Below are 20870 nucleotides of genomic sequence, written 5' to 3'. Positions count from 1 at the left end.
TCATCATTAAATGTTAGTAATATGTGTCTTCCTTCGTCTATTCTTCACTCCAATAGATTATATCGACTGTATCACCGGGTGAAATACCCGTTCCCTGCTTCTGGTCAATAATACAGTTTGAATGAATAATCTCGGACAAAACGGAGGAATGCTGGTTCCGGTCATATATATGAACCCCGTCCTCATCAGTAAACGCCTGGAGAAACCGTCTCTTTTTGGAAACTTTAATACTTCCCTCTGCCACGACATTCTTCGTTTTTTTCCATGAGAGAGAATCATCTCCCACCAGTCTGGCCAGAACCGGCCAGAAAAACATCTGAAAATTAACCATGGCCGCAAAGGGATAACCTGATAAGCTAAGTATTATCTTTTCTTTGTATCTGGACGCCATAACAGGTGTCCCGGGACGCATATTTACTCTTTGAAAAAGTCTTTCTGCTCCCATTTTTTCCAATGCTTCCGGCAGAAAGTCTTTTTTTCCTACAGAGATTGCCCCTGTAGTAATAATCAGGTCTGCCTGATTGATTTTCTCATCCAGCATATCTGAAAATATTTTGGAATCATCAGCACAGATTTCCATAAAAGGTACCTCAATGCCCTTCGCTTTCAATCTGGCAGCAATCGTATAGGCACTGCTTGGGTATACTCCGACTTTTCCGATCGGCCGGTTAAGAGGCACCAGTTCATTTCCGGTGGAAATGATGCCGACTTTTGGGGTTTTGAACACCATAACTTCCGCAATTCCTAAACTGGCTAAAATACCGATATGCCCCGATCTCAAACGGGTTCCTCTGGATATGATGTGCCTTCCGGCCTCAATATCCTCTCCAATCCGGCAATAGTTCTCCCAGGGCTTTGCTTCCACATATACCTCTGCCTGTTCCTGCCCATAGTCTGTATCTTCCTGGCGTATCACACAGTCATAGCCATCCGGCACTATACCCCCGGTCATGACCCGTACTGCCGTGAAGGGTTCTGCTGCCGGAGAAAGATAATCCCCTGCACATATTTCACCGGCTATCTGAAAGCAAATCGCATTTTCCATTGAAGCCCCCTTTGTATCCTGGCTTCTGACCGCATATCCGTCCATTGCTGATTTTGGAAAATGAGGAACAGGAATTCCAGCTGTCACATCTTTTGCGCAGATTCTTCCAAAGGCAGATAAAATATCCAGCTTTTCTGTTTTTGTGTTTGTCTTTACGCTGTTCACCAACAGGTCAAGGGCCTCTTCTAATTCAATCAATCCGCTTCCTCCTTTCTCAGTCCCGCTTTAGACGAGCCTTATATCTGCCGCACATACTCTGTATTCAAAAACACACGGTATCATCAGTAACAGCTTAGTTGATACAAGCTTCGAATTCTTCCCTATAACCTGCTAAAGCAGATCTGGCGGAAACAGATACCGATTGTCCCAGGCCGCAGGCGGAGAGATTCGTAATGTGTTCCAGCATTTTTTCAAGCTTTTCAATATCGCCCTGTTTCCCTCCATGGCGCTGAAATTTTTTAAATAACTCCAAAAGCCGGGTGGTGCCAAGCCTGCACGGAGTACACTTTCCACAGGACTCATGCACAAAAAATTCCATAACACTGGTCATATAATCTATAGCATTTACGCTGGTATCCATTACCACAATAGCTCCTGAGCCTATTGCGAGCTTGTTATACCAGAAATCCCCGTAGTCATACAGCCGGTCTTTAATCTGCTCACTCGTCCCGATAGGACCTGACTGTCCTCCGAAATGAATAAACTTAATAGGCCTTCCTGTGGAGGTCCCCCCGCCATATTCTTCACTGTAAAGTATTTCGTCAAGAGGCATGCCAAGTTCAACTTCATAGACACCAGGGTTTTTAATATGTCCGGACAGACAGATGAGCTTTGTTCCGCCTCCGTCTTTTGTTCCCAGATTTAAAAACGCTTCCCCGCCCATATTGATAACTGCCGAAACGCATGCGAAGGATTCCACGTTATTCACCAGCGTAGGTTTCAAGTAAAGTCCAACATCTGCCAAATGGGGAGGTTTTACCCTGGGACGTCCTGTTTTTCCCTCAACAGAATTGAGGAGTGCGGAGTTCTCACCACAGACATAAGCGCCGCCGCCGGAAATAATATGAAGATCATAGTCAAATCCTTCAATCCCCATAATATTTTTCCCAAGGTATCCTGCTGCCCGGGCATTCCTTACCGCCTGATGAAATACTGCCTGAATATGGCGGTACTCTCCTCTGATATAGATGTAGCCGTGGTTTGAGCCAAACACATAACCTGCGATTACCATACCCTCAATCACACTGAGAGGGTCTTTTTCCAAAAGCATCTTATCCTTAAAAGTTCCTGGTTCCCCTTCGTCCGCGTTGCAGACTATGTACTTGGGCGTATTCTGGCTTCCATATAGATGGCGCCATTTCCGTCCCAGGGGATAGGCGGCACCCCCTCTCCCCCGGAGCTGTGCCGTATCCAGTTCATCCAAAATCGTCTCTTTATCCATAATTACGGCTTTCTTCAATGCGTCAAAACCGCCATATTTCGTAAATTCCTCAACAGAGGTGGGGTCTGTCATTTTTCCCACTCGTTTTAAAAGGACTGGTTCTTTCAATGCCATTTTTATTTCTCTCCTTTCGCCTATACAACCACTTCGCCGTTTCGCAGATCATCAATCAGAGATGATATTTTATCATCGTCGAGACTGCCAAATACGGTGTCCTTGATCTTAACTACAGGCCCGATATCACAAGCTCCTACACAAGGAATGTAGTGGTAAGCGAAAAGACCGTCATCCGTGGTCTTTCCTATAGGTACACCAAGCTTTTTCTCCAGAGATAAAATAACCTCTTCCGAGCGGGAGAAATGACAGGGTGAACTGTTGCAGACTTTCAGGACAAATTTTGCCTGTGGCTTTTCCTTTAACATTGCATAATAACTTACAATTTCATAGACCCTGGTTTCCGTCATATGTAACTCCTGTGCTACCAGTGCTGCAGTCTCCTCGTCGATATATCCTTCCTCCGAAGCGAATTGAAGATCAATTAAAATCTCCAGGATGTTTTCCTGCTCTCCTCCATCCTGATGAATAATTCTAAGCTTTTCATTTCTTTCTCTTATATCCATCGTAATGATCCTTTCTATACTTTGTTCTTACCTGTCATTACTTCTTAATTCTCCGATGCAGCATTTGCAGCTTTGGAAAGCACCTTTTCAGTATCAGTGCTCTCTTTCCTGCCATACATCAAAAAACAGGGCAAACCAAATGCCAAAGCTCCTCCCACAGCATTTCCGAGAAAAACAATCACTGTATTCTGCAAGTAAGCCCACCATGTGATAGCAGACTCTCCTGAGAAGATTGCTGCCGGAATAACGAAAGCATTTGCCACAACGTGCTGGAATCCGATTACTACAAAAATCATAACCGGGAACCAGGCTCCCAGAATCTTTCCCGGATAATCCTTAGCACTTGTAGCAAGCCATACCCCCATGCAGACAAAAATATTGCAGCCTATGGCAGAAATAAATGCCACCAATGGCGCATCACCGATACGTGCGCTTGCAATAGCCATAGTTTTATCGAGAAAAGCACCTTCTGTCATACCTACAACGTGCCCCCAGAGATAAGCAACAAGAATACATCCCACCATATTTCCCAACATAACCATAACCCAGTTATAAATCAGATCTATAAAAGAAATTTTTTTCTGAAACATTCCAATAGCCATAGTCATCATGTTACCGGTAGCCAGCTCTCCTCCTACCAGCACGATTCCTATAAGCCCTATGGGGAAAAGGCAGCCTCCTATTAAAGTTCCGAAACTTCCCCACTCGGCAGGTATAGTTCCTGAACCTCGTATACAAGCTAAAAAACCCAATGCAATAAATGCGCCACCCAAAATAGAAAGTAAAAATAATTTTATAAAAGATAACTCTTTCTTTGCTTTCGCTTTATCCCCTAAAATATCTACAACTTCTGTCTGACTAAAAAATCCCATATGTTTGGCCTCCCATCTAACTAATCTCTTTCATTTTTTGCCGTTTTTTCATTCCACTTCTGAACATCTCCCGGTGTATTCAGATTCACGATACTTCTTTTCTCCTCGCCACTTAAATGATACATTTCAACTTCCAGAGAAGAAAATGCACTGCGGGGCCTTAGTTCATTCTTTCGAATCTGTTCCTCAAAAGCAGGCAGGCAGGATTTATGGTAAAAAGCAAACAAAGGTTCCAATTTCCCCTCATGACTGCACACTAAAACCTGTTTCCGCCCAAGTTTCCGGTACATCCGCCCTATAAGACTGACATCCGGTAAAGGCATATCACAAGCCATAGCAAAAATATATTCCGTTTGAACCTCCTGCAGCGCAGTACTTATTCCGCCTATAGGACCCTTTTCAATATAAAAGTCCTCTAAAATGGGAATCTCCCTGAAACCCGTCCGGTCTTCAAACTTGGCCTTAGTATTGCTGACCAGAACGACTTGTTCAAACAGAATTTGCAGTTCTCTGACTGTCTGCAGCAGCAAATACTGCTCCTCATCCATCAGAAATGCCTTATCAAAACCCATTCTCCTGCTTTTTCCGCCGCATAAAACGGCGGCTGTTACATTTTTGATTTTTTCACTCATCTTTGAAGAAAATCTCCAATCGTATTTTTTGTGAACTCCACCGGTAACGACAACCTAAAAATTTTTTAGGTTATAAGCTCTCAAGCTAAAAAATTTTTAGATTATTTCTTATGATATCATCTCATTTAAAACATGTCAACTTTTAATAAATAATCGCGCTTATATATTTTTATTTTATTTATAATGCACAATTATAAGGAATGTAGCTTTTTTCTTGTTACATTTTTCTCAATCTTCTTTCACATTAACTTTATAATTTTCAGACAATATAAGTAGTTTTCTAACGAAATTATTGTTCATTATGTTTCTGCTTAAGCTTTTTAAACTAATATACTCTCACTCACTGCCTAAAAGGAACTACTATACTAATCTAGGAGCAAAAGTCTTGTTAAAGAAATCACGTTTTTTAAGGGTTTTCCGGATTTTCCCCATGTTGAAACTCAGCTCGGAAAGCGTTATAATAAAAGAAATTTTTTATTCCAAGCCAGTTTTTTTATAAAAATTTCATAAAGATAAGTTTATTGTAAAGCAAAAAATGTTATTTTTATTAAAACAATATGGTGAATTCACAGGACAGGAGTATATATGAATATAGAGACAAATATAGAAAATACAGAGCTTTTGCAAGTGAAACATATGGTACTGATTGGAGCCACAGGTCGAAACAGCGGCAAAACAACATTGGCTATTCAGATTATTGATGCCTTTAAAGATAAAATGCCGATTGTCGCATTCAAGTTGATTTCTATAAGAAATCATGGTGACATATGTCCCAGGGGAGGGCAGGGCTGCGGAATCTGCAAGGGTCTGAAAGGCTGCTTTGATATAAGGGAAGAGAACGGAACTGGTACAAAAGATACAATGCTGCTGAAAAAGGCCGGAGCTCAAAAAGTTTATCTAATCCGGGCCTTTAAAGAAAATATAAAAGAAGCCCTGGAAGATGCACTGAAGCTTGTGCCGGAAGATGCACTGATTCTATGTGAGTCCAACAGCGCACGCCTGGTATCAAAACCGGCTTTCTTCGTTATGATTCAGAGCAGCACAGCCTCTGTCATAAAACCAACGGCAGAGGCAGTTATGGAATATGCTGATGTAATCCTGCCCCAGGATGAAAAATCTTTTGCTGAGTTTGTTTACGGCGAACTTTCACAAAAACTCCAAACCGGCTTCTGACAGAAAAAGGGCACTTCCCACTCAACGGAAGTGCCCTTTATTTACAGAATGCTGCACTATTCCACAACAGCCGTTTTTGCCGCTGTTTTCCCCACCTATTATACGCATTTTTTATTCCCTGTAAGTAAAAAAGCGAATATTTAGAAATACATTGTGAAAAACTATCAATCATTATTAATATTGCGCGGATTATTTGTAAAATATGCCCACATCTTGCAACAATGATGTTGCAGAAAGATGAGATTTTCCTAATTCCTTTGCCGTGGTAACATGAACTCATACCATATTGAACGTTAGTAGTTCAATAAGTATACCTTCTTGAACATTAGTAGTTCAAGAAGTACGAACAAAAGGAGGTAAGAAGATGAGACTATCACCAGTCACAATGATCCTGCGAGGTTATACCTATGAACAGGTACGATGTGTGGCAGAAGTATTACTGGACAGCAAATATATCTGCAATATGGAAATCACTTTGAATACAGAAGGTGCATATGAAACCATCAAAAAAATCGCAGATGAATTTCAAGGCAGGCTCAATATTGGAGCAGGAACAGTCCAGACTTATGATGAGCTGCTAAAAGCAGTCGAAGCGGGAGCCAAATTTGTACTGTCCCCTCGAATGATGACAAAGGACATGCTATACTACTGTAAAACAAATGGCATTATATCTGTTCCGGGGGCATTTACACCATCTGAAATTGCAGAATCCTTTACAGATGGGGCAGATATTGTAAAAGTATTCCCCGCGAATGAGGTAAGCCTGAGTTACGCAAAAAAGGTGTGTGAACCTATGGGTGACCTGCCGCTTATGGCTGTCGGCGGAATTAGCCGGGACAATGTAAAAGAGGCATTGGAATCCGGTTATCAGTATGTAGGGACAGCCGGAGGACTTTTTAAGAAAGAAGACATTGTTTCTTTAAACAAAGAGAACCTGATGGAAAGTCTTGCTCGATTTGAGGAGCAATTAAGATGTGATTAATCATCCAGCTCACCCTAGGTCCAGCATATGGAAACATCCATGTGACTAAGGCGTGAAAAAACCAAGCCTACCTTATTGAACATTAGTAGTTCAATAAGTATGAGTAACATAAGCAGGAGGCAGTTTTAGTGAAAGTTGCATTGAGGCAAAAAAAGCTTTTAGAAATGTTCAAATATACATCCGGGTATATGACAGTTGAGTATCTGTCTAAGGAACTTCAGGTTTCAAAACGGACAATACACAGCGACCTGCAGCGGCTGGAATCAAAAGGGATCTCTTTTGAGAAAAAGCCTGGTGTGGGAATCCGTTTACGTTCTGCAGCATTTGAACAGGAATCAGCAGATCTGGACCCTTTCAGCCCTGAGTACCGCAGGAAGCAGTTAATAAAGGAACTGCTGTTTCTGGGAAAAACAATTACGTACCAGTCATTTTCCGAAAGGTTTATGGTCAGCCCCAGCTCAATTATTGCAGATGTAAACCATATCAAAAAATATATTTTGAATGATTCCTGCGCGGAACTTATTGGAGCCGAAAACGGGACTCTGCTTCAAGGAAGCGAGGCACAGTGGCAGAAAACGATGATTTCCTGTAATGAATATCTGCTGAAAAATGCAGGTTTAAGTTTCCGCGAAGAAAAAGGGCGCGATCTATTGTGCGAATTTTATAATCCCGAGCTGGTTGAGGCCTGTTACCATATCACTAGTTCTCTGCGGGAATACAATATTTATTATGTAGCGGATTACTATCTCTCAAATGTATTTAACGTACTTCTTGTTTTAGTGCAGCGGCTGAGTGAGCATCATCATCACATCATGGAACACAATGAATTTTATTCTGACCAAATCATGACCCTGATGTGCTATACAATTGCCAAAGATCTTCTGGAACTCGTTACGAAAAATCAGGATATTACATTTGAAACCAGCGATATTTATTTTCTGTCTATATATTTAAAAGCAAACCGGATCACTTTCAAAACAACGGCTACTAATTTGGGCTCGCGGTTTGAAAAAATCGTGAGAGACATGATAGACCGGATGTCAAGCTGTGCTAATGTGGACCTGCGAAATGACAATGAACTATACGAGAACATCTGTCTTCACCTGATTCCTATGATTCATCGGCTGACAAATAACATTTATGTCGAGAATCCTATGCTGGATGAAATCAAAAAGGAATTCCGCCTGATGTTTGAATTGACATGGTTAGTTGTGGATTCTCTGACCAAAGAGCTGAACATCGCCATGACTGAAGATGAAGTTGGATTTCTAATGCTGCATTTTCAAAATGCTTTGGAAAAACAAAAGAAGAGCAAACGAATCCTCGTTGTCTGCCCAAACGGAATTGCAACTTCTACATTAATTGCAAACAGAATCAGGGGAGTGCTCCCGCCGCTGGATATCATTGAGGTTGCTTCGTTAGAGGAAGTGGAGACATTTGAATATTCTAATATAGATTTTATCGTATCTACAGTACCGCTAAATGTGAAAGATGTATTGGTTGTAGTTGTTTCAATGCTTCTAAATAAGAAGGACCTGGAGCAAATTGAAAAAGTATACAAAAGCAAATTACCGCTTCCTGTAGAAAGCGGACAGAACTTTAAGAATAAAGAGTTAGAAAAATATCTAAGCAGGGAACATATCTTCTTCCATAAAGGGAAGTGCACGCAGGAAGAAGTAATTCAAACCGTCTGCAAAAAATTAGAACAGGACGGTATGGTAGAAAGTGGTTTTCAGGTATCTATTTTTGAAAGAGAGAACGAAGGCGGAACCGACAATGCATTCGGCGGCGCCCTCCCTCACGGGGCGGTGTCAACGGTAAAGCAGACCTGTCTGGCCGTCTGGGTGAACGATGAGCCGATAAAATGGACCAAGTACAAAGTGAAGGTAATTGTATTTTTCGCACTTTCAGAAAAAGATATGAAAAATACTAAGAAGGTGCTTGAAAATGGTTTCTCCATGATAAAATCAAAAGAAATTATAGAAAAGCTTTCCGCTGCTAAAACAAAGGAAGAACTAATTACACATATAGCCGGAGGAATAAACGTTGATTAAGAAAGAGCTAATATTTTTAGATAGTGATGTTACTGATAGAGATTCTGCATTACGCCTGATTATTGATAGGGCAGATGCGCTGGGTCTTTTAAATGATAAAGAGACATACCAAAAGGCAGTAGAAGCCCGGGAAGAAACAATGCCTACATCTGTAGGCTTTCAAGTAGCAATACCACACGGAAAAAGTGATGGAGTGAAAGAGCCATTTGTCGCATTTTTAAGAACAAAAGAAGAGTTTTCATGGGATGTCAGAAGTGAAAACTTAGTTAATCTGGTATTTTTGATTGGCGTACCGGAGGCCAGTGCCGGGAATTTACATTTACAATTTCTATCTGAAATCAGCAAAAAGCTGATAGATGACAATTTCAGAGAAGAATTGGGAACGGCAGAATCCAGTGAAGAAATTTACAAATTAATGAACGATATTAATGAAAAAGTGAGGTAAATATTATGAAAATTATTGGAATTACAGCTTGCCCAACAGGAATCGCGCATACATATATGGCGCAGGAGTGCTTAGAACGGGAATGCAAAAAAAGAGGTTTTGAGGTAAAGATTGAGACTCAGGGTGGACTTGGAATAGAGAATGAACTGACTGAGGAAGATGTAGCCAGTGCAGACGTAGTCATTCTTGCAGTCAGTGTTGTAATTGAGGGAGAAGAACGATTTGAAGGAAAACCTATTATCAATACAGATGTTGATGAAGCAATCTCAAAGGTTGCACAGTTAGTAGATCGTGCAGTAGCTTTGGCGGAGGGAAAATAGATGAAAAAGTTTTTAAAGGAATTACAAAAGCATCTGCTTAGCGGTGTCTCCTTCATGATGCCTATTGTAGTTGCAGGAGGGGTACTTCTGGCAATTTCGTTGCTGGGAGCGCAGCAGACAGAAACCGGGCTGGTGCCCAATGGTGCATTGATGACATATTTGAACCAATTAGGAAAAGCGGGTATGACTTTAATGATTCCGGTATTCTCCGGCTACATTGCATATTCCGTTTCCGGTAAACCGGGTCTGACTCCAGGATTTATTCTTGGATATATTGCCAACAGTGCAATCGTAATCAATGGAAATGAAGTAAAGTCCGGTTTTCTCGGAGCCTTATTGCTGGGTCTTCTTGCAGGATATATGGTCAAGTGGATGAAGGGGCTGAATGTTGGGAAAGCGTTCCGTTCTATCATGCCAATCATTGTCATTCCGGTTACTACAGTACTTGTTATAGGTTTTGCTTACTATTTCATCATAGCAATCCCGATTTCCTTCTTAATGACAGCATTGACTGATTTTATGACCAATCTAAATGGGACAAGTTCCTATGGAATGGCAGTCTTTATGGGAATCTTTGCAGAGATTGATTTTGGCGGACCTGTGACAAAAGCAGTTTCCATGTTTACACTTGCTCTGATTAATGAAGGAGTTATGGGACCGAATGGTATATTCAGAATCTTAGTTGCAGTACCTCCGATTGGAATTTTCCTTTCCACATTTATTGCAAAGAACAAATATACTCCTGAAGAAAGAGAAAATGGTGTTGCTGTCGGCATCATGGGATGCCTGGGAATTACGGAAGGTGCAATTCCTTACGCACTGAAAGATCCGAAGGCGGTTTATCCCGCAACCATTATCGGAAATGTGGTCGGTGCCATTATAGGAACAATTGGGTCTGTTACCTGCCCCGTTCCCCATGGTGGATTTATCGTACTCCCAGTTGTCGGAAACAGGATTTGGTTCGTAATAGCTATTCTGGCTGGTTCAATCGTAACAGCCTTGATGCTGAAAATATTGAAAAAACCGCTGCCGGAAGAAAAAAGCGCGGAAACAGCGTAGATAAAAATTAAAAAGGTCTTCTATGATAAAATCAATAATCCTAGGAGACCTTTTATTATGCCGGCCTTTATTTCTTTTTCTTCATACTTGCGAATACTGATTGCAGCACGATAAAGAAACACAACAGTGCTGACAATGTAATCCTAACCCACCAGCTTGACAGTGTTCCTTGTGTGGTAATCAGACTCGATATAGTCCCCTTAATCAACACTCCAAACAACGTCCCAAACGGTGCACCCACACCGCCGCTGAGCAGTGTACCGCCAATAACGGCCGATGAAATCGCATCCATTTCCAGCCCCTTTGCCTGCTCTACGAATCCGGAGCAGCTATTCAGACAGAATAAGTAGCCTCCAAGCCCCGCTAAAAATCCATCCAGCAGATAAGCTTTCAATTTTGTCTTCCTGACATTCAGCCCCATCATCATTGCGCTCTGTGCATTCCCTCCAATAGCATAAACAGAACGGCCAAACTTTGTATATTTCATAACTGCGATAATCACTACAAGCACAATCAATGCAATCACAACCGTGGGATAGATATAGGCCGGCAGGAAATTTCCCCGCTTACTATAAGAGCCAATTGGAAGGTAAATCTTATAGTTAGCCCATTTTAAAAATGTTTCATTCTTGATAGAGATCATCTCTGTACTAATCATAGAGGTCATTCCTCTTCCGAAGAACATTCCCGCTAATGTTACAATAAATGGCTGGATATCCAGATAGGCAACTAAGAATCCCTGCACAAGGCCAAATGCCAGCCCAATCCCCAGGGCCATTGCCACTGCCACATAAGCATTTGCGCCATGGTTTTCCATCTGATTGGCAACGACCATACACACAAGTGCAGTCACAGAACCCACAGAAATATCAATTCCCGCCGTAATCATAACGATTGTCTGTCCCATGGCAATTACCAGAAGCCCGGCATTGGAAATAAACAGGTTCAGGAACATCTGAGGCTTTGCAAATCCCTTTCCGCTAAATGCAATCATTCCCGCCGTATACATTACAATAAAAAGAAGGACCGTAATCATAAGCAGGTAACTGCTTCCATTTAATTTCGTTCTGTTTTTCAACTTATTCATTATTGGTTACCTCCTTCCGCCGCAAGTTTTTTTGTGCTGCGTTTTATCTTCAAGTTTGCAACAGCCTTTTTAAAGACCGGACTCTGCAATGTTACAATAACAACAACTACAATTGCTTTATAAACCGGAAGCTGGTCGGCAGATACATTCATTGCATAAAGCGTGGTGGTCAATGCCTGAATTGTATATGCACCGATGACAGATCCCATCAGGCTGAACTTTCCGCCTCCAAGTACATTACCGCCAAGGGCAACTGCCAGGATAGCATCCATTTCCAGATTGAGCCCTATATTGTTGGCATCCGCGGAATAAATACGGCTTGATGCAATCAGCCCTGCAATTCCTGCCATGAATCCGCAGATAACATAGGTCAGGAATTTAATCATAGTAGAATTCAGTCCCACCAGCCTTGATGCTGTCGCATTGATGCCTACACTCTCTATGTATAAGCCAAGAGCTGTCTTTTTCAATATAAAATGTATAATACCGATGACAATAACCGCGGCAAATATTGGCGTTGGGATTGGGCATTTTCCAATATAGCCTCCCAATAACTTGTAACTTTCCACACGAACATATGTAATCTGCCCCTTTGTAATCAGCTGTGCAATCCCGCGGCCTGCTGTAAAAAGAATCAATGTTGCAACCATAGGCTGTATATTCAGCCTTGCAACAAGAAATCCATTAAATGCACCGCACAGTGCTGCTCCGAGAAGTGATACAATAGCTGCAAGTACAAATGGGTTCTGGAATGAATTTGTAGATACATCGCCGCCTGACAGTATCTGACAGCAAATTGCCGCTGCCACAGCCATAACTGCACCTACACTAATATCCTGCCCGCCGGAAGCTGCTGTTACAAGTGTCATGCCAACTGCAAGTACGACAAGTTCTGATGCACGGTTAATAACATCAATGATATAGCCATACAAAACGCCATTATTCACGGATATTTTAAAAAATCCCGGTGTCGTTATGACATTAATCAATAATACTGCCAGCAGGCATACAAGCGGCATAAACAGACGCATGCCCGTAATCTTTTTTATATCAAATCTCTTATTCATTCTCATGTTCACCTCCAGCAATTGCTTTCATAATGCCATCCTGTGACAGTTCGCTGCCTTCCAGCTCTCCAACCTTTTTTCCATCACGCAGGATTGCCATACGTGAACAGGTACGGAGCATTTCTTCTATCTCAGAAGAAATAAAGGTCACAGTCATCCCCTGGGCAGCCAAATCAAGCACTAATTTCTGAATCTCTGTTTTCGTTCCAATATCAATACCTCTGGTAGGCTCATCCAAGATCAGGTATTCCGGATTTGTCAGAAGCCATCTGCCGATAATCACTTTCTGCTGGTTACCTCCTGACAGGCTCTTAATTGGTGTCTCCCGGCTTGCCGTCTTAATCTGGAGTAATTTAATATATTTATCAGCCGCCTCTTCCATCTCTTTCCGGCTCATCGGCTTGAACATTCCTCGTTTTGCCTGCAGGGCGATTATAATATTTTCACGTACAGACAAATCAGCGATAATTCCATCTCTCTTCCTGTCTTCCGGCAGATATGCCATCCCCTTTTTCATAGCATCTATCGGGGAGTTGATTTTTACAGGCTTTCCACCCACTTCCAACGTACCACTGTCTGGCTTATCCGCACCATAAATTGCCCGCACCAGTTCAGACCGGCCGGAGCCAAGCAGTCCGGACAGCCCAATCACTTCCCCCTTACGGATTTTCAGATTAAATGGCTTGATTGCCCCCTTCCTGCCAATACCTTTTGCATCAATGACCGGTTCCGCATTCCGGTAGTCCTTTTCTCCGTCCATATTCTTGATATCTGCCAGGTCATCAAAATCTTTTCCCATCATCTTAGCAACCAGCATGACACGTGGGAGGTCCTTAATTGCATATTCCCCAACCAGTTCGCCATTCCTGAGGACTGTAATTCTGTCACAAACCGCATATACCTGCTCCAGGAAATGGGTGACAAATATAATTCCAACACCTTCATTTTTCAATTTCTTCATTAAGGTAAATAATTTTTCCACCTCATCATCATCCAGTGATGAAGTAGGCTCATCCAATATCAATACCTTACACTTCATATCAACCGCCCTTGCAATGGCAATCATCTGCTGATTTGCAATGGAACATTCCTCCAGGTTCTGGGTAGCTGATACATCTATATTCAACTCCTTCAATATCCCAGTTGATTTTTTATTCATTGTTCTCCAGTCTATCATCCCTGCTTTTCTCGGCTCCCTGCCTATGAACAGATTCTCAGCTACGCTTAGATTCGGGCATAGGTTCACTTCCTGATAAACTGTACTGATGCCCATGTTTTGAGCATCCTGGGGAGAACGGTTCACTACTGCTCCCTCACCCCCATCTATTCTGATTTCGCCGGATTCAAAGTCATGCACCCCAGTCAGCACCTTAATCAGTGTGGATTTTCCGGCTCCATTTTCTCCCATCAGTGCATGAATCTCACCCTTCCTCAATGTAAAGTCCACATGCTGCAGAGCTTTTACTCCGGGAAATGTCTTCGAGATATCTCTCATTGTCAACACGGTATTATTTTCCATTTTGGGTTCACCTCTTTCTCATTTTCCTGGAATGTGTCTGAAAATTCATTCCGATGCACTCTGATTTTGAGCACAAAAATGGCGTGGCAGTATGTCAGGTAAATCTGCCCCTGTTCTCTACCACGCCAGTCTATTCATTTTTTAGTATGCACGCTGTGAGATTACGTCCTCCGTTACTTCCGTTACTGCGTAGTCTTTTCCGTCTACTGTTACAGATGCTACATCAGCCCCATGTGAGAAGATTCCTTCGTCTACATATGCAAGCTTGTCAGGTGTCTCGCCAGCTTTCAGCTTTTGGATGATTTCTTCTACACGTGGTCCATGAAGTGGATTACACTCTGTATTAAGAATGATTTTTCCACTTAATGTATCTGTCAGCCCCGCATTTGTTGAGTCAAATGACATAACAAGAATATCTCCGTCAGGGCCAACTGTCTTGCCAGCTGCCTCAATTGCATCAATTGCACCGAAAGCTTCGTTATCGTTCTCGCAGTATACGACATTAATGTTATCATACTGCTTCAGCATTGATTCCATAACTTCCTGACCCTTTGCCTGTGTAAACTCACCGGACTGTGATGCCAGCAGATTCCATCCGTACTCCTTTACTGCATCTTCCAGACCTTTTGTACGTCCGATCTGGGCAGAAGCACCGATTGTTCCCTGGATATCTACAATGTTAACTTCTTTCATGCCCTTTGCTTCTGCATAAGCGTTCAGCCATGCACATGCCTTCTTACCTTCCAGTTCGAAGTCTGAACCGACCCATGCTGTAAATAAATCGTCATCGGAAACGTCTACCATACGGTCTACAATGATAACCGGGATGTCTGCATCTTTTGCTTCCTGTAATACGGTATCCCATCCCGTCTCTGTTACCGGAGCCAATACTATGTAATCAACCTCCTGCTGTATGAAGTTACGGATTGCTGTAATCTGATTCTCCTGTTTCTGCTGTGCATCATCAAAAATCAGATCATACCCATTTTCCTTGCTGAATGTATTCTTCATAGATTGTGAGTTTGCAGTACGCCAGTCTGACTCTGCACCAACTTGTGAAAACCCTACCGTAATAACACTGTTTCCGCTGTCACTTCCTGTATCCGTTGTTTCTGCATCACCTGTGTTTCCTTTTGTTCCACATCCTACTACTAATGCCGCTGACATTGCAACACACATAAACGCTGTCAATATCCTTTTTTTCATTTTATAAATCCTCCTTTTTTGATTGTCTGTGTTTCAATCATCTTGGTTATATCTTACAGATTTTATAAAAAATAAGAAACAGACTATCATTTTACTTTTTTATGATATTTTAAGATTTTAAAGTTGTATTGCAGGCAGGAATAGGATTTTTTACGAAAAAGGGGTAATATTTTTTGCCTGGATGATAATAGTAGCCTCTGTCCCCTCATTCTCCTTACTTTCAAAGAATACCCCATATTCCTCACCGTAATAATACTGCAGGCGCTGGTTTACGTTCGCCAGCCCAAAACCGCCTTCATCATCTTCAATATGAATGCCATATGTGCTCCTGCGAAGCTTATCCAATGCCTCCCGGCTCATGCCGATTCCATTATCTGATACTTTGATATAGATCCGTCCGCCATCTTTCCATCCGGTAATCCGAATAAGCCCCTTCCCTCTTTTTTTCTTAATTCCGTGGTACAGGGCATTTTCCACTAACGGCTGAAGTGTCAGCTTCGGAATCATATAAGGATAAATCTCCTCCGCCATGTCAATTTCAAAATCCATAATATCCTGATATCTGAACTGCTGGATTTCAAGATAACTCTCCACGTGGGATTTTTCTTCTTTTACTGTAATGTAATCTTTTCCCCTGCTCAGTGTCGTCCGGAAAAATTCGGACAGAGAATTTACCATAGTCACAACATCGTCTGTCTTTTTCTCTTCTGCCAGCCACATAATGGTGTCCAGCGTATTATATAGGAAATGCGGGTTAATCTGTGCCTGCATAAGTTTTGATTCTGTCATCCGGAGATTCTTTTCCTTCTTTTTAATATCCTCAACTAATATACCGATTTCCGCTGTCATATCATTAAAACTGTCTGTGAGTACTGCTATCTCATCTACAGTCTCAATCTTTGTCTTAGCCGTAAAGTCTCCCCTGGCTACTTTTCTGGTCTGGGAACACAGCTTTTTTATAGGACGGGTAACGCTTTGTACTGTCATGACCGATAACCCTGCCACAATTACTACAGTAATACATAATGCAAAAACCGTAAGTTCCACAGCTTGTCCCGTCTTCTTCCTTAACTCATTTTTTGCTGCTTCAAAATTTTTCGTTTCATTGTAGACATACTCCTGTAATGCTCCTTGGATCAACTGAGTCAGTCCGCTGTTTCCACTTATATTTTCATCCCAATATGCCTGTTTCTCTTCATAAGTACTGCTGCTGTCCATAATCATGCGCTCCAGCTCGGTCACACATTTTCTGAGAGACTTCAGACTGTTATTAACCTGTATAATCTTTTTCTTATTAATAGATGCTGTGGCCATATCAGATAATTCATCGCAGACACCGGAAAGTTCATCTATATATTTATATGGGTCAACTGTCACAACCCCATTAACCGTCGTTTTGCCGTCTCCCAGCTCCTCTGTTGTCTTATTGCTGATAAATGCCAGATACATGCTGTAATCCATGCGCTCTTTGAACTCTTTTGAATAGAAGTTGGCATAAGAAACGCTTTCCGTAATTGCACTGTATGCATCCGCTGATTTCAGCAAAGTTACTACCAGGTAAATGACTACTAACAGCATTGGAATAAAAACCGAGCAGGGAATAAGTGCAATCCGCTTATTTAGAGATAAAATCTTTTTCTGTGTATTCATCCCTATCCCCTCTTTCCTCTCTGCCTGTAGTCCTTGGGAGAACAATTTTGCGTTTTCTTAAATATATAACTGAAATAGTGCGGATCCTTATAACCAACTTCATAGCCAATCTCTGAGGTTTTCAGTGGTGAGCACATTAGTAGTTCTTTTGCCTTATCCATACGCACAGTTGTCAGATATTCTACAAATGTCTTTCCTACTTCTCTGCTGAATACAGAACTAAAATAGCTGGGACTCATATTCACGGCAGCGGCTACCGTATTTAAAGACACCTCGTCCGACATATAGCTTTTAGCAATATAATCCTTTGCCGTTTCAATAATATCCGAATACCTGCTGCCACTGACGATATCACGCCGTTCAATCGTATTTTTCAGCAGCTGCCTTACATACTTATGCACCCCCTGGGCAGTAGTCATCATGCGCAGTGCATTCTCCAGCTCCTCTGCGTCTTTAGTACGTTCTTCCTTTGGTATTCCAAGCCTGTCGCAAAATGCCCCCGCAACAATATACATATCCATAGTAATGTACTGCCGCATCAGTGAAGACTCCAGATTTTCCTTAGGCATCTCTTCAAAATAAGCAGTAATAAAACTTTCCACCTCTTCCAGATTCCCTTTCACCAAAAACTTATCCATTAATGTACGGTTTCTATCCATCAAATCCAGGCTCTGCACATTAATCGTACTTTTTTCATGCAGAATCCGAATATCATTCAAGTCCAGTATCTGCCTGGAATCATTCACAAAGCGGGTTGAGAAAACAATTCCAGCCTTTTCATAAGAACTGCCCAATTCCCTGATGCGCCGCACAGGCTCACCGATCCCCCCAAAATATTCAATTTCAAGGTATTTTTCCATTACAGAAAAGAGATATTTTTTCAAATGCCCCATCTTTTCGCGCCCGTTATCTTCTGTCTCCGCTGTCACAAGAAATGCCCAGCCTTCCACTCCCCGCCTAAAGAAAAATGTGCCCGGTACGGCATGATTCACATCTTCTATTTCACCAAAAACATCCATTGCCTGTTCCGGCGACTGGTAATCATTGAGTCTCATCGAAACCTTAAACAGCATGACATTGTACACCTGTGCACTTAAGTCCATACCCAGGGCTTTTGCCTCATTTACTGCATCGCCCATGGAGATATTGCCTGCTGCCAGTGCCGTGAACAGCTTCACTTTTTCATTCTCGATATATTCCTGATTATCACGCTGATACTGCTCTTTGAGGCTCTGCTCTTCCCTCTTCTGCTTAATCTGCTTCGCGATACCCCCAAGAGCCTCCAGAAGCTTGGCGGATGAAATGGGCTTGAGCAGATAGTCTGCTACTCCAATATGTATCGCTTCCTTCGCATACTCAAATTCATTGTAGCCGCTGAGAATCAGAATTTTAATCTCAGGCAGCGCTTCCTTTACCATCTTGCTTAATTCCAGCCCATCCATAAAAGGCATCTTAATATCCGTAATCAAAATGTCAGGCTTTGCTTTCAGTATCATCGGATAGGCCAGTTCCCCGTCGCTTGCCTCTCCTGAAAACTCATATCCTTCTTTCTGCCAATCTATACTGTTTTTTATTCCGCTTCTGATAACAATCTCATCTTCCACAAGAAATACTTTTGTCATTATACAGCCTCCTCCTTTGAGCCTTAAACTCTTATTACTATTCTACAGCTATATGTTAGACGCAACAATTGTATTTTTTTCAAAAAAGGTGTGTATTTTTATGATTTTCTAATATGCCGGACGAATGCTCTGATATACATATTCATCGACTCTTTTTGCGTTATTATATACATAAAAACAGCCGGCTGATTTCCGTGTCTTGAAAATCAGCTGGCTTTGTGTTTTCTTTCAAACTATACTACTTTTCTGTCTTACCTAAAGATGTGTCATTACAGCAAAACGTTACACCATACATTCATGGACGGCTTCCCGCTCTACCTCTATTTCCTGCATAATTCTTACCAGCTTTTCCCGTTCCCCTATATCTGAACACCAGGAAAGTCCGCATCCTGCAGAGATAGCCCGGGGTACCGGAATTAACCGCCCCGGCACCTGCTGTGCCTTACAGGCCTTTTCCATTGCCATAGCATCTGCCGTTGTATGAAATGTAACAACTAATTTTAATTCCTTTTTTCTCATCTATCCAGTCCGCAGGATATTTAACCGGTGCTTTTTATAAGAATCTTATTTCCTTATAATCAGGAAATAGTAATCTCAAATCCATCTTTTGTCTCCTTGGAAACCACCGTCCTGCCGTGATCCTTTGCATATTTTTCCACATTTGTCTTCTGGTGTGGTTCAGTTACAAGAATTTTAACAGGTTCTGTCGTATTTTTCAATACCTCTGCAGTAAGCATCATAGGTTCGGGGCAGGAAAGCCCTCTGGCATCTACTTCTCTCATGATTTTGCACCTTCCCTCTTATTCGTAAATGCAATAATAAAACATACAGCAATACAGATAATTAATGCAATCTTACCATAGCTTGTTACAGCACCTGCAACAAGTTCCCCAGTTTCAGGATTTAATGATGTTCCACTGGAGGCAAGTCCAAAATTATGGCTGATTGCTGCGCCTGCAAACATTCCCAGCACTGTTACTGCCGAATCAGATGATCCCTGTCCTGCCAGAATTAACTGACGCAGAGGGCATCCGCCGGCCAATACTGCTGCAAATCCAACTGCATACATCCCAAGAATATTCCACAAGTGATCCGAATGGGCAATAATACCAGGAGTATTGAATCCAAGCACAAACCTGCCGCTTACAAGATTGAAGATTAACATTACAACAAATAAACTTCCAATCACAGTCAGCAGGTCAAAGTTTTTCATCAGTATTACATCACGGATGCTGCCTGCAAAACACATTCTGGACTTTTGAGCAGCCGCTCCAAAAATCAATCCCCCAATCAATGAAAGGATTAACGGAGCATGCATACTTCCAGGTCCGCTTTCGCTTGCTTTCAGCAGGGAAGTAAATAATGCGAGCAGCAAAATACCCAGCATTAATGCAGGGAATACTCCGCCATTCAGCTTATGAATCACATAGGCACGCCCAAGACTGAACCCTTTCTTTAAAGCAATGACTCCTGTCCCCACCCCAAGAATGAATCCAATTAATGCTACCCATGCATTCAAGTCCCCTGCTGACATCCGGATTATCATACGCAGCGGACAGCCTAAAAATATCAAACTTCCGATAACAAGAATGATGCCAAGCACAAACCGTATCATTGGAGCAGACCCCGCCATAGAACGGTATTCCTTCGTTGCCACGGAAATAATAAATGCACCTAACACCAAACCAATAATCTCCGGCCTTGCATACTGTACAACCTCTGCCTGATGCAATCCTAACGCACCTGCGGTATCACGAACGAAGCAGGCAATACAAAATGCCATGTTTGCAGGATTTCCAAAAACAGCCAGACATACAGCAACCAGTCCGCACAGCACACCTGCCAGTGCTAATTTTTTCTTTGAATCCGATAAATTCATACACTCTCTCCATTCCTCACAATTCAGACAGTTTGAAGACTCCCAAATTGCGATATTTGCTTCTTCTTTTGCCTCAAAATGAAAAATTGGAGCACATTATCCCCTGCTCCATATTTTTCCATATAATTATTATAAGATGCATGTCTTTCCCGGTCCAATCGAAAGTTTTAATAAGAGAAGAGATTTATAGACGACTT

The 20870-nt window shown here is 42.0% G+C and carries 20 protein-coding genes; 6 read left to right on the top strand and 14 right to left on the bottom strand.

Annotated elements, in window-relative coordinates:
• Positions 1–37: 37 nt before the first annotated feature.
• The 5 genes from glp to A8805_RS18195 form a co-directional block, all read right to left on the bottom strand.
• Positions 38–1243, bottom strand: a complete 1206-nt coding sequence (glp, locus tag A8805_RS18215; protein ID WP_109713809.1) for a gephyrin-like molybdotransferase Glp — start codon at positions 1241–1243, stop codon at positions 38–40.
• Between the two features lie 94 nt (positions 1244–1337).
• Complete coding sequence (locus A8805_RS18210; RefSeq protein WP_181392906.1) at positions 1338–2600, bottom strand: complex I 51 kDa subunit family protein; 1263 nt, start codon at positions 2598–2600, stop codon at positions 1338–1340.
• A 20-nt stretch (positions 2601–2620) separates the two neighbouring features.
• Entirely contained in the window at positions 2621–3106 is a 486-nt protein-coding gene (locus A8805_RS18205) for an NAD(P)H-dependent oxidoreductase subunit E (protein ID WP_109713807.1), read from the bottom strand.
• A 44-nt stretch (positions 3107–3150) separates the two neighbouring features.
• Positions 3151–3978 (bottom strand): formate/nitrite transporter family protein, encoded by an 828-nt coding sequence (locus A8805_RS18200; protein ID WP_109713805.1) that lies wholly within the window; start codon positions 3976–3978, stop codon positions 3151–3153.
• A 20-nt stretch (positions 3979–3998) separates the two neighbouring features.
• Positions 3999–4610, bottom strand: coding sequence for a molybdenum cofactor guanylyltransferase (locus tag A8805_RS18195; protein ID WP_109713802.1), 612 nt, complete (start codon positions 4608–4610; stop codon positions 3999–4001).
• Positions 4611–5195: 585 nt separating this feature from the next.
• Between A8805_RS18195 and A8805_RS18190 the strand changes: the two genes are divergently transcribed.
• From A8805_RS18190 to A8805_RS18165, 6 genes are all read left to right on the top strand, one after another.
• Entirely contained in the window at positions 5196–5783 is a 588-nt protein-coding gene (locus A8805_RS18190; protein WP_109713800.1) for a hypothetical protein, read from the top strand.
• A gap of 364 nt (positions 5784–6147) precedes the next feature.
• Complete coding sequence (locus A8805_RS18185) at positions 6148–6765, top strand: bifunctional 4-hydroxy-2-oxoglutarate aldolase/2-dehydro-3-deoxy-phosphogluconate aldolase (protein ID WP_109713799.1); 618 nt, start codon at positions 6148–6150, stop codon at positions 6763–6765.
• A 128-nt stretch (positions 6766–6893) separates the two neighbouring features.
• Positions 6894–8819 (top strand): BglG family transcription antiterminator, encoded by a 1926-nt coding sequence (locus A8805_RS18180; protein ID WP_109713797.1) that lies wholly within the window; start codon positions 6894–6896, stop codon positions 8817–8819.
• Positions 8812–9264 (top strand): PTS sugar transporter subunit IIA, encoded by a 453-nt coding sequence (locus A8805_RS18175; protein ID WP_109713795.1) that lies wholly within the window; start codon positions 8812–8814, stop codon positions 9262–9264. Before A8805_RS18180 ends, A8805_RS18175 begins: the two co-directional genes overlap by 8 nt.
• A 5-nt stretch (positions 9265–9269) precedes the next feature.
• Positions 9270–9584, top strand: a complete 315-nt coding sequence (locus A8805_RS18170) for a PTS fructose transporter subunit IIB (protein WP_109713793.1) — start codon at positions 9270–9272, stop codon at positions 9582–9584.
• Positions 9585–10643 carry a PTS fructose transporter subunit IIC gene (locus tag A8805_RS18165; RefSeq protein ID WP_109713791.1) on the top strand — a complete coding sequence of 353 codons (1059 nt, stop codon included), beginning with the start codon at positions 9585–9587 and terminating at the stop codon, positions 10641–10643.
• 67 nt (positions 10644–10710) lie between these two features.
• Here A8805_RS18165 and A8805_RS18160 read toward each other — a convergent pair whose 3' ends face one another.
• The 9 genes from A8805_RS18160 to yedE form a co-directional block, all read right to left on the bottom strand.
• Positions 10711–11730: an ABC transporter permease subunit gene (locus A8805_RS18160; protein WP_181392905.1), complete on the bottom strand. Its 1020-nt coding sequence runs from the start codon at positions 11728–11730 to the stop codon at positions 10711–10713.
• The gene (locus tag A8805_RS18155) at positions 11730–12797 is read right to left on the bottom strand and encodes an ABC transporter permease (RefSeq protein WP_109713839.1); all 1068 of its coding nucleotides are present in this window, start codon (positions 12795–12797) and stop codon (positions 11730–11732) included. Before A8805_RS18155 ends, A8805_RS18160 begins: the two co-directional genes overlap by 1 nt.
• Entirely contained in the window at positions 12790–14316 is a 1527-nt protein-coding gene (locus tag A8805_RS18150; RefSeq protein ID WP_109713789.1) for a sugar ABC transporter ATP-binding protein, read from the bottom strand. The genes A8805_RS18155 and A8805_RS18150 overlap by 8 nt, the downstream gene beginning before the upstream one ends.
• Before the next feature lie 141 nt (positions 14317–14457).
• Positions 14458–15522: an ABC transporter substrate-binding protein gene (locus A8805_RS18145; RefSeq protein WP_109713787.1), complete on the bottom strand. Its 1065-nt coding sequence runs from the start codon at positions 15520–15522 to the stop codon at positions 14458–14460.
• 150 nt (positions 15523–15672) lie between these two features.
• Positions 15673–17172 carry a sensor histidine kinase gene (locus tag A8805_RS18140; RefSeq protein WP_109713785.1) on the bottom strand — a complete coding sequence of 500 codons (1500 nt, stop codon included), beginning with the start codon at positions 17170–17172 and terminating at the stop codon, positions 15673–15675.
• A gap of 2 nt (positions 17173–17174) precedes the next feature.
• Positions 17175–18794, bottom strand: a complete 1620-nt coding sequence (locus A8805_RS18135; protein WP_109713783.1) for a response regulator — start codon at positions 18792–18794, stop codon at positions 17175–17177.
• Positions 18795–19076: 282 nt separating this feature from the next.
• Positions 19077–19313 (bottom strand): DUF3343 domain-containing protein, encoded by a 237-nt coding sequence (locus tag A8805_RS18130; RefSeq protein WP_109713781.1) that lies wholly within the window; start codon positions 19311–19313, stop codon positions 19077–19079.
• 59 nt (positions 19314–19372) lie between these two features.
• Positions 19373–19576: a sulfurtransferase TusA family protein gene (locus A8805_RS18125; RefSeq protein ID WP_109713779.1), complete on the bottom strand. Its 204-nt coding sequence runs from the start codon at positions 19574–19576 to the stop codon at positions 19373–19375.
• Entirely contained in the window at positions 19573–20673 is a 1101-nt protein-coding gene (gene yedE / locus A8805_RS18120; protein ID WP_109713777.1) for a YedE family putative selenium transporter, read from the bottom strand. The genes A8805_RS18125 and yedE overlap by 4 nt, the downstream gene beginning before the upstream one ends.
• Between the last annotated feature and the right edge of the window lie 197 nt (positions 20674–20870).

Source organism: Faecalicatena contorta (assembly GCF_003149105.1).
Lineage (GTDB): Bacteria > Bacillota > Clostridia > Lachnospirales > Lachnospiraceae > Muricomes > Muricomes contortus_C.
This window is presented reverse-complemented; position numbering and strand designations above follow the sequence as displayed.

Coding starts and splice junctions, on each gene's coding strand:
- A8805_RS18210 (WP_181392906.1), bottom strand. CDS start 2,600: ATGGCATTGAAAGAACCAGTCCTTTTAAAACGAGTGGGAAAAATGACA.
- A8805_RS18205 (WP_109713807.1), bottom strand. CDS start 3,106: ATGGATATAAGAGAAAGAAATGAAAAGCTTAGAATTATTCATCAGGAT.
- A8805_RS18200 (WP_109713805.1), bottom strand. CDS start 3,978: ATGGGATTTTTTAGTCAGACAGAAGTTGTAGATATTTTAGGGGATAAA.
- A8805_RS18195 (WP_109713802.1), bottom strand. CDS start 4,610: ATGAGTGAAAAAATCAAAAATGTAACAGCCGCCGTTTTATGCGGCGGA.
- A8805_RS18190 (WP_109713800.1), top strand. CDS start 5,196: ATGAATATAGAGACAAATATAGAAAATACAGAGCTTTTGCAAGTGAAA.
- A8805_RS18185 (WP_109713799.1), top strand. CDS start 6,148: ATGAGACTATCACCAGTCACAATGATCCTGCGAGGTTATACCTATGAA.
- A8805_RS18170 (WP_109713793.1), top strand. CDS start 9,270: ATGAAAATTATTGGAATTACAGCTTGCCCAACAGGAATCGCGCATACA.
- A8805_RS18165 (WP_109713791.1), top strand. CDS start 9,585: ATGAAAAAGTTTTTAAAGGAATTACAAAAGCATCTGCTTAGCGGTGTC.
- A8805_RS18160 (WP_181392905.1), bottom strand. CDS start 11,730: ATGAATAAGTTGAAAAACAGAACGAAATTAAATGGAAGCAGTTACCTG.
- A8805_RS18155 (WP_109713839.1), bottom strand. CDS start 12,797: ATGAATAAGAGATTTGATATAAAAAAGATTACGGGCATGCGTCTGTTT.
- A8805_RS18150 (WP_109713789.1), bottom strand. CDS start 14,316: ATGGAAAATAATACCGTGTTGACAATGAGAGATATCTCGAAGACATTT.
- A8805_RS18145 (WP_109713787.1), bottom strand. CDS start 15,522: ATGAAAAAAAGGATATTGACAGCGTTTATGTGTGTTGCAATGTCAGCG.
- A8805_RS18140 (WP_109713785.1), bottom strand. CDS start 17,172: ATGAATACACAGAAAAAGATTTTATCTCTAAATAAGCGGATTGCACTT.
- A8805_RS18135 (WP_109713783.1), bottom strand. CDS start 18,794: ATGACAAAAGTATTTCTTGTGGAAGATGAGATTGTTATCAGAAGCGGA.
- A8805_RS18130 (WP_109713781.1), bottom strand. CDS start 19,313: ATGAGAAAAAAGGAATTAAAATTAGTTGTTACATTTCATACAACGGCA.
- A8805_RS18125 (WP_109713779.1), bottom strand. CDS start 19,576: ATGAGAGAAGTAGATGCCAGAGGGCTTTCCTGCCCCGAACCTATGATG.
- yedE (WP_109713777.1), bottom strand. CDS start 20,673: ATGAATTTATCGGATTCAAAGAAAAAATTAGCACTGGCAGGTGTGCTG.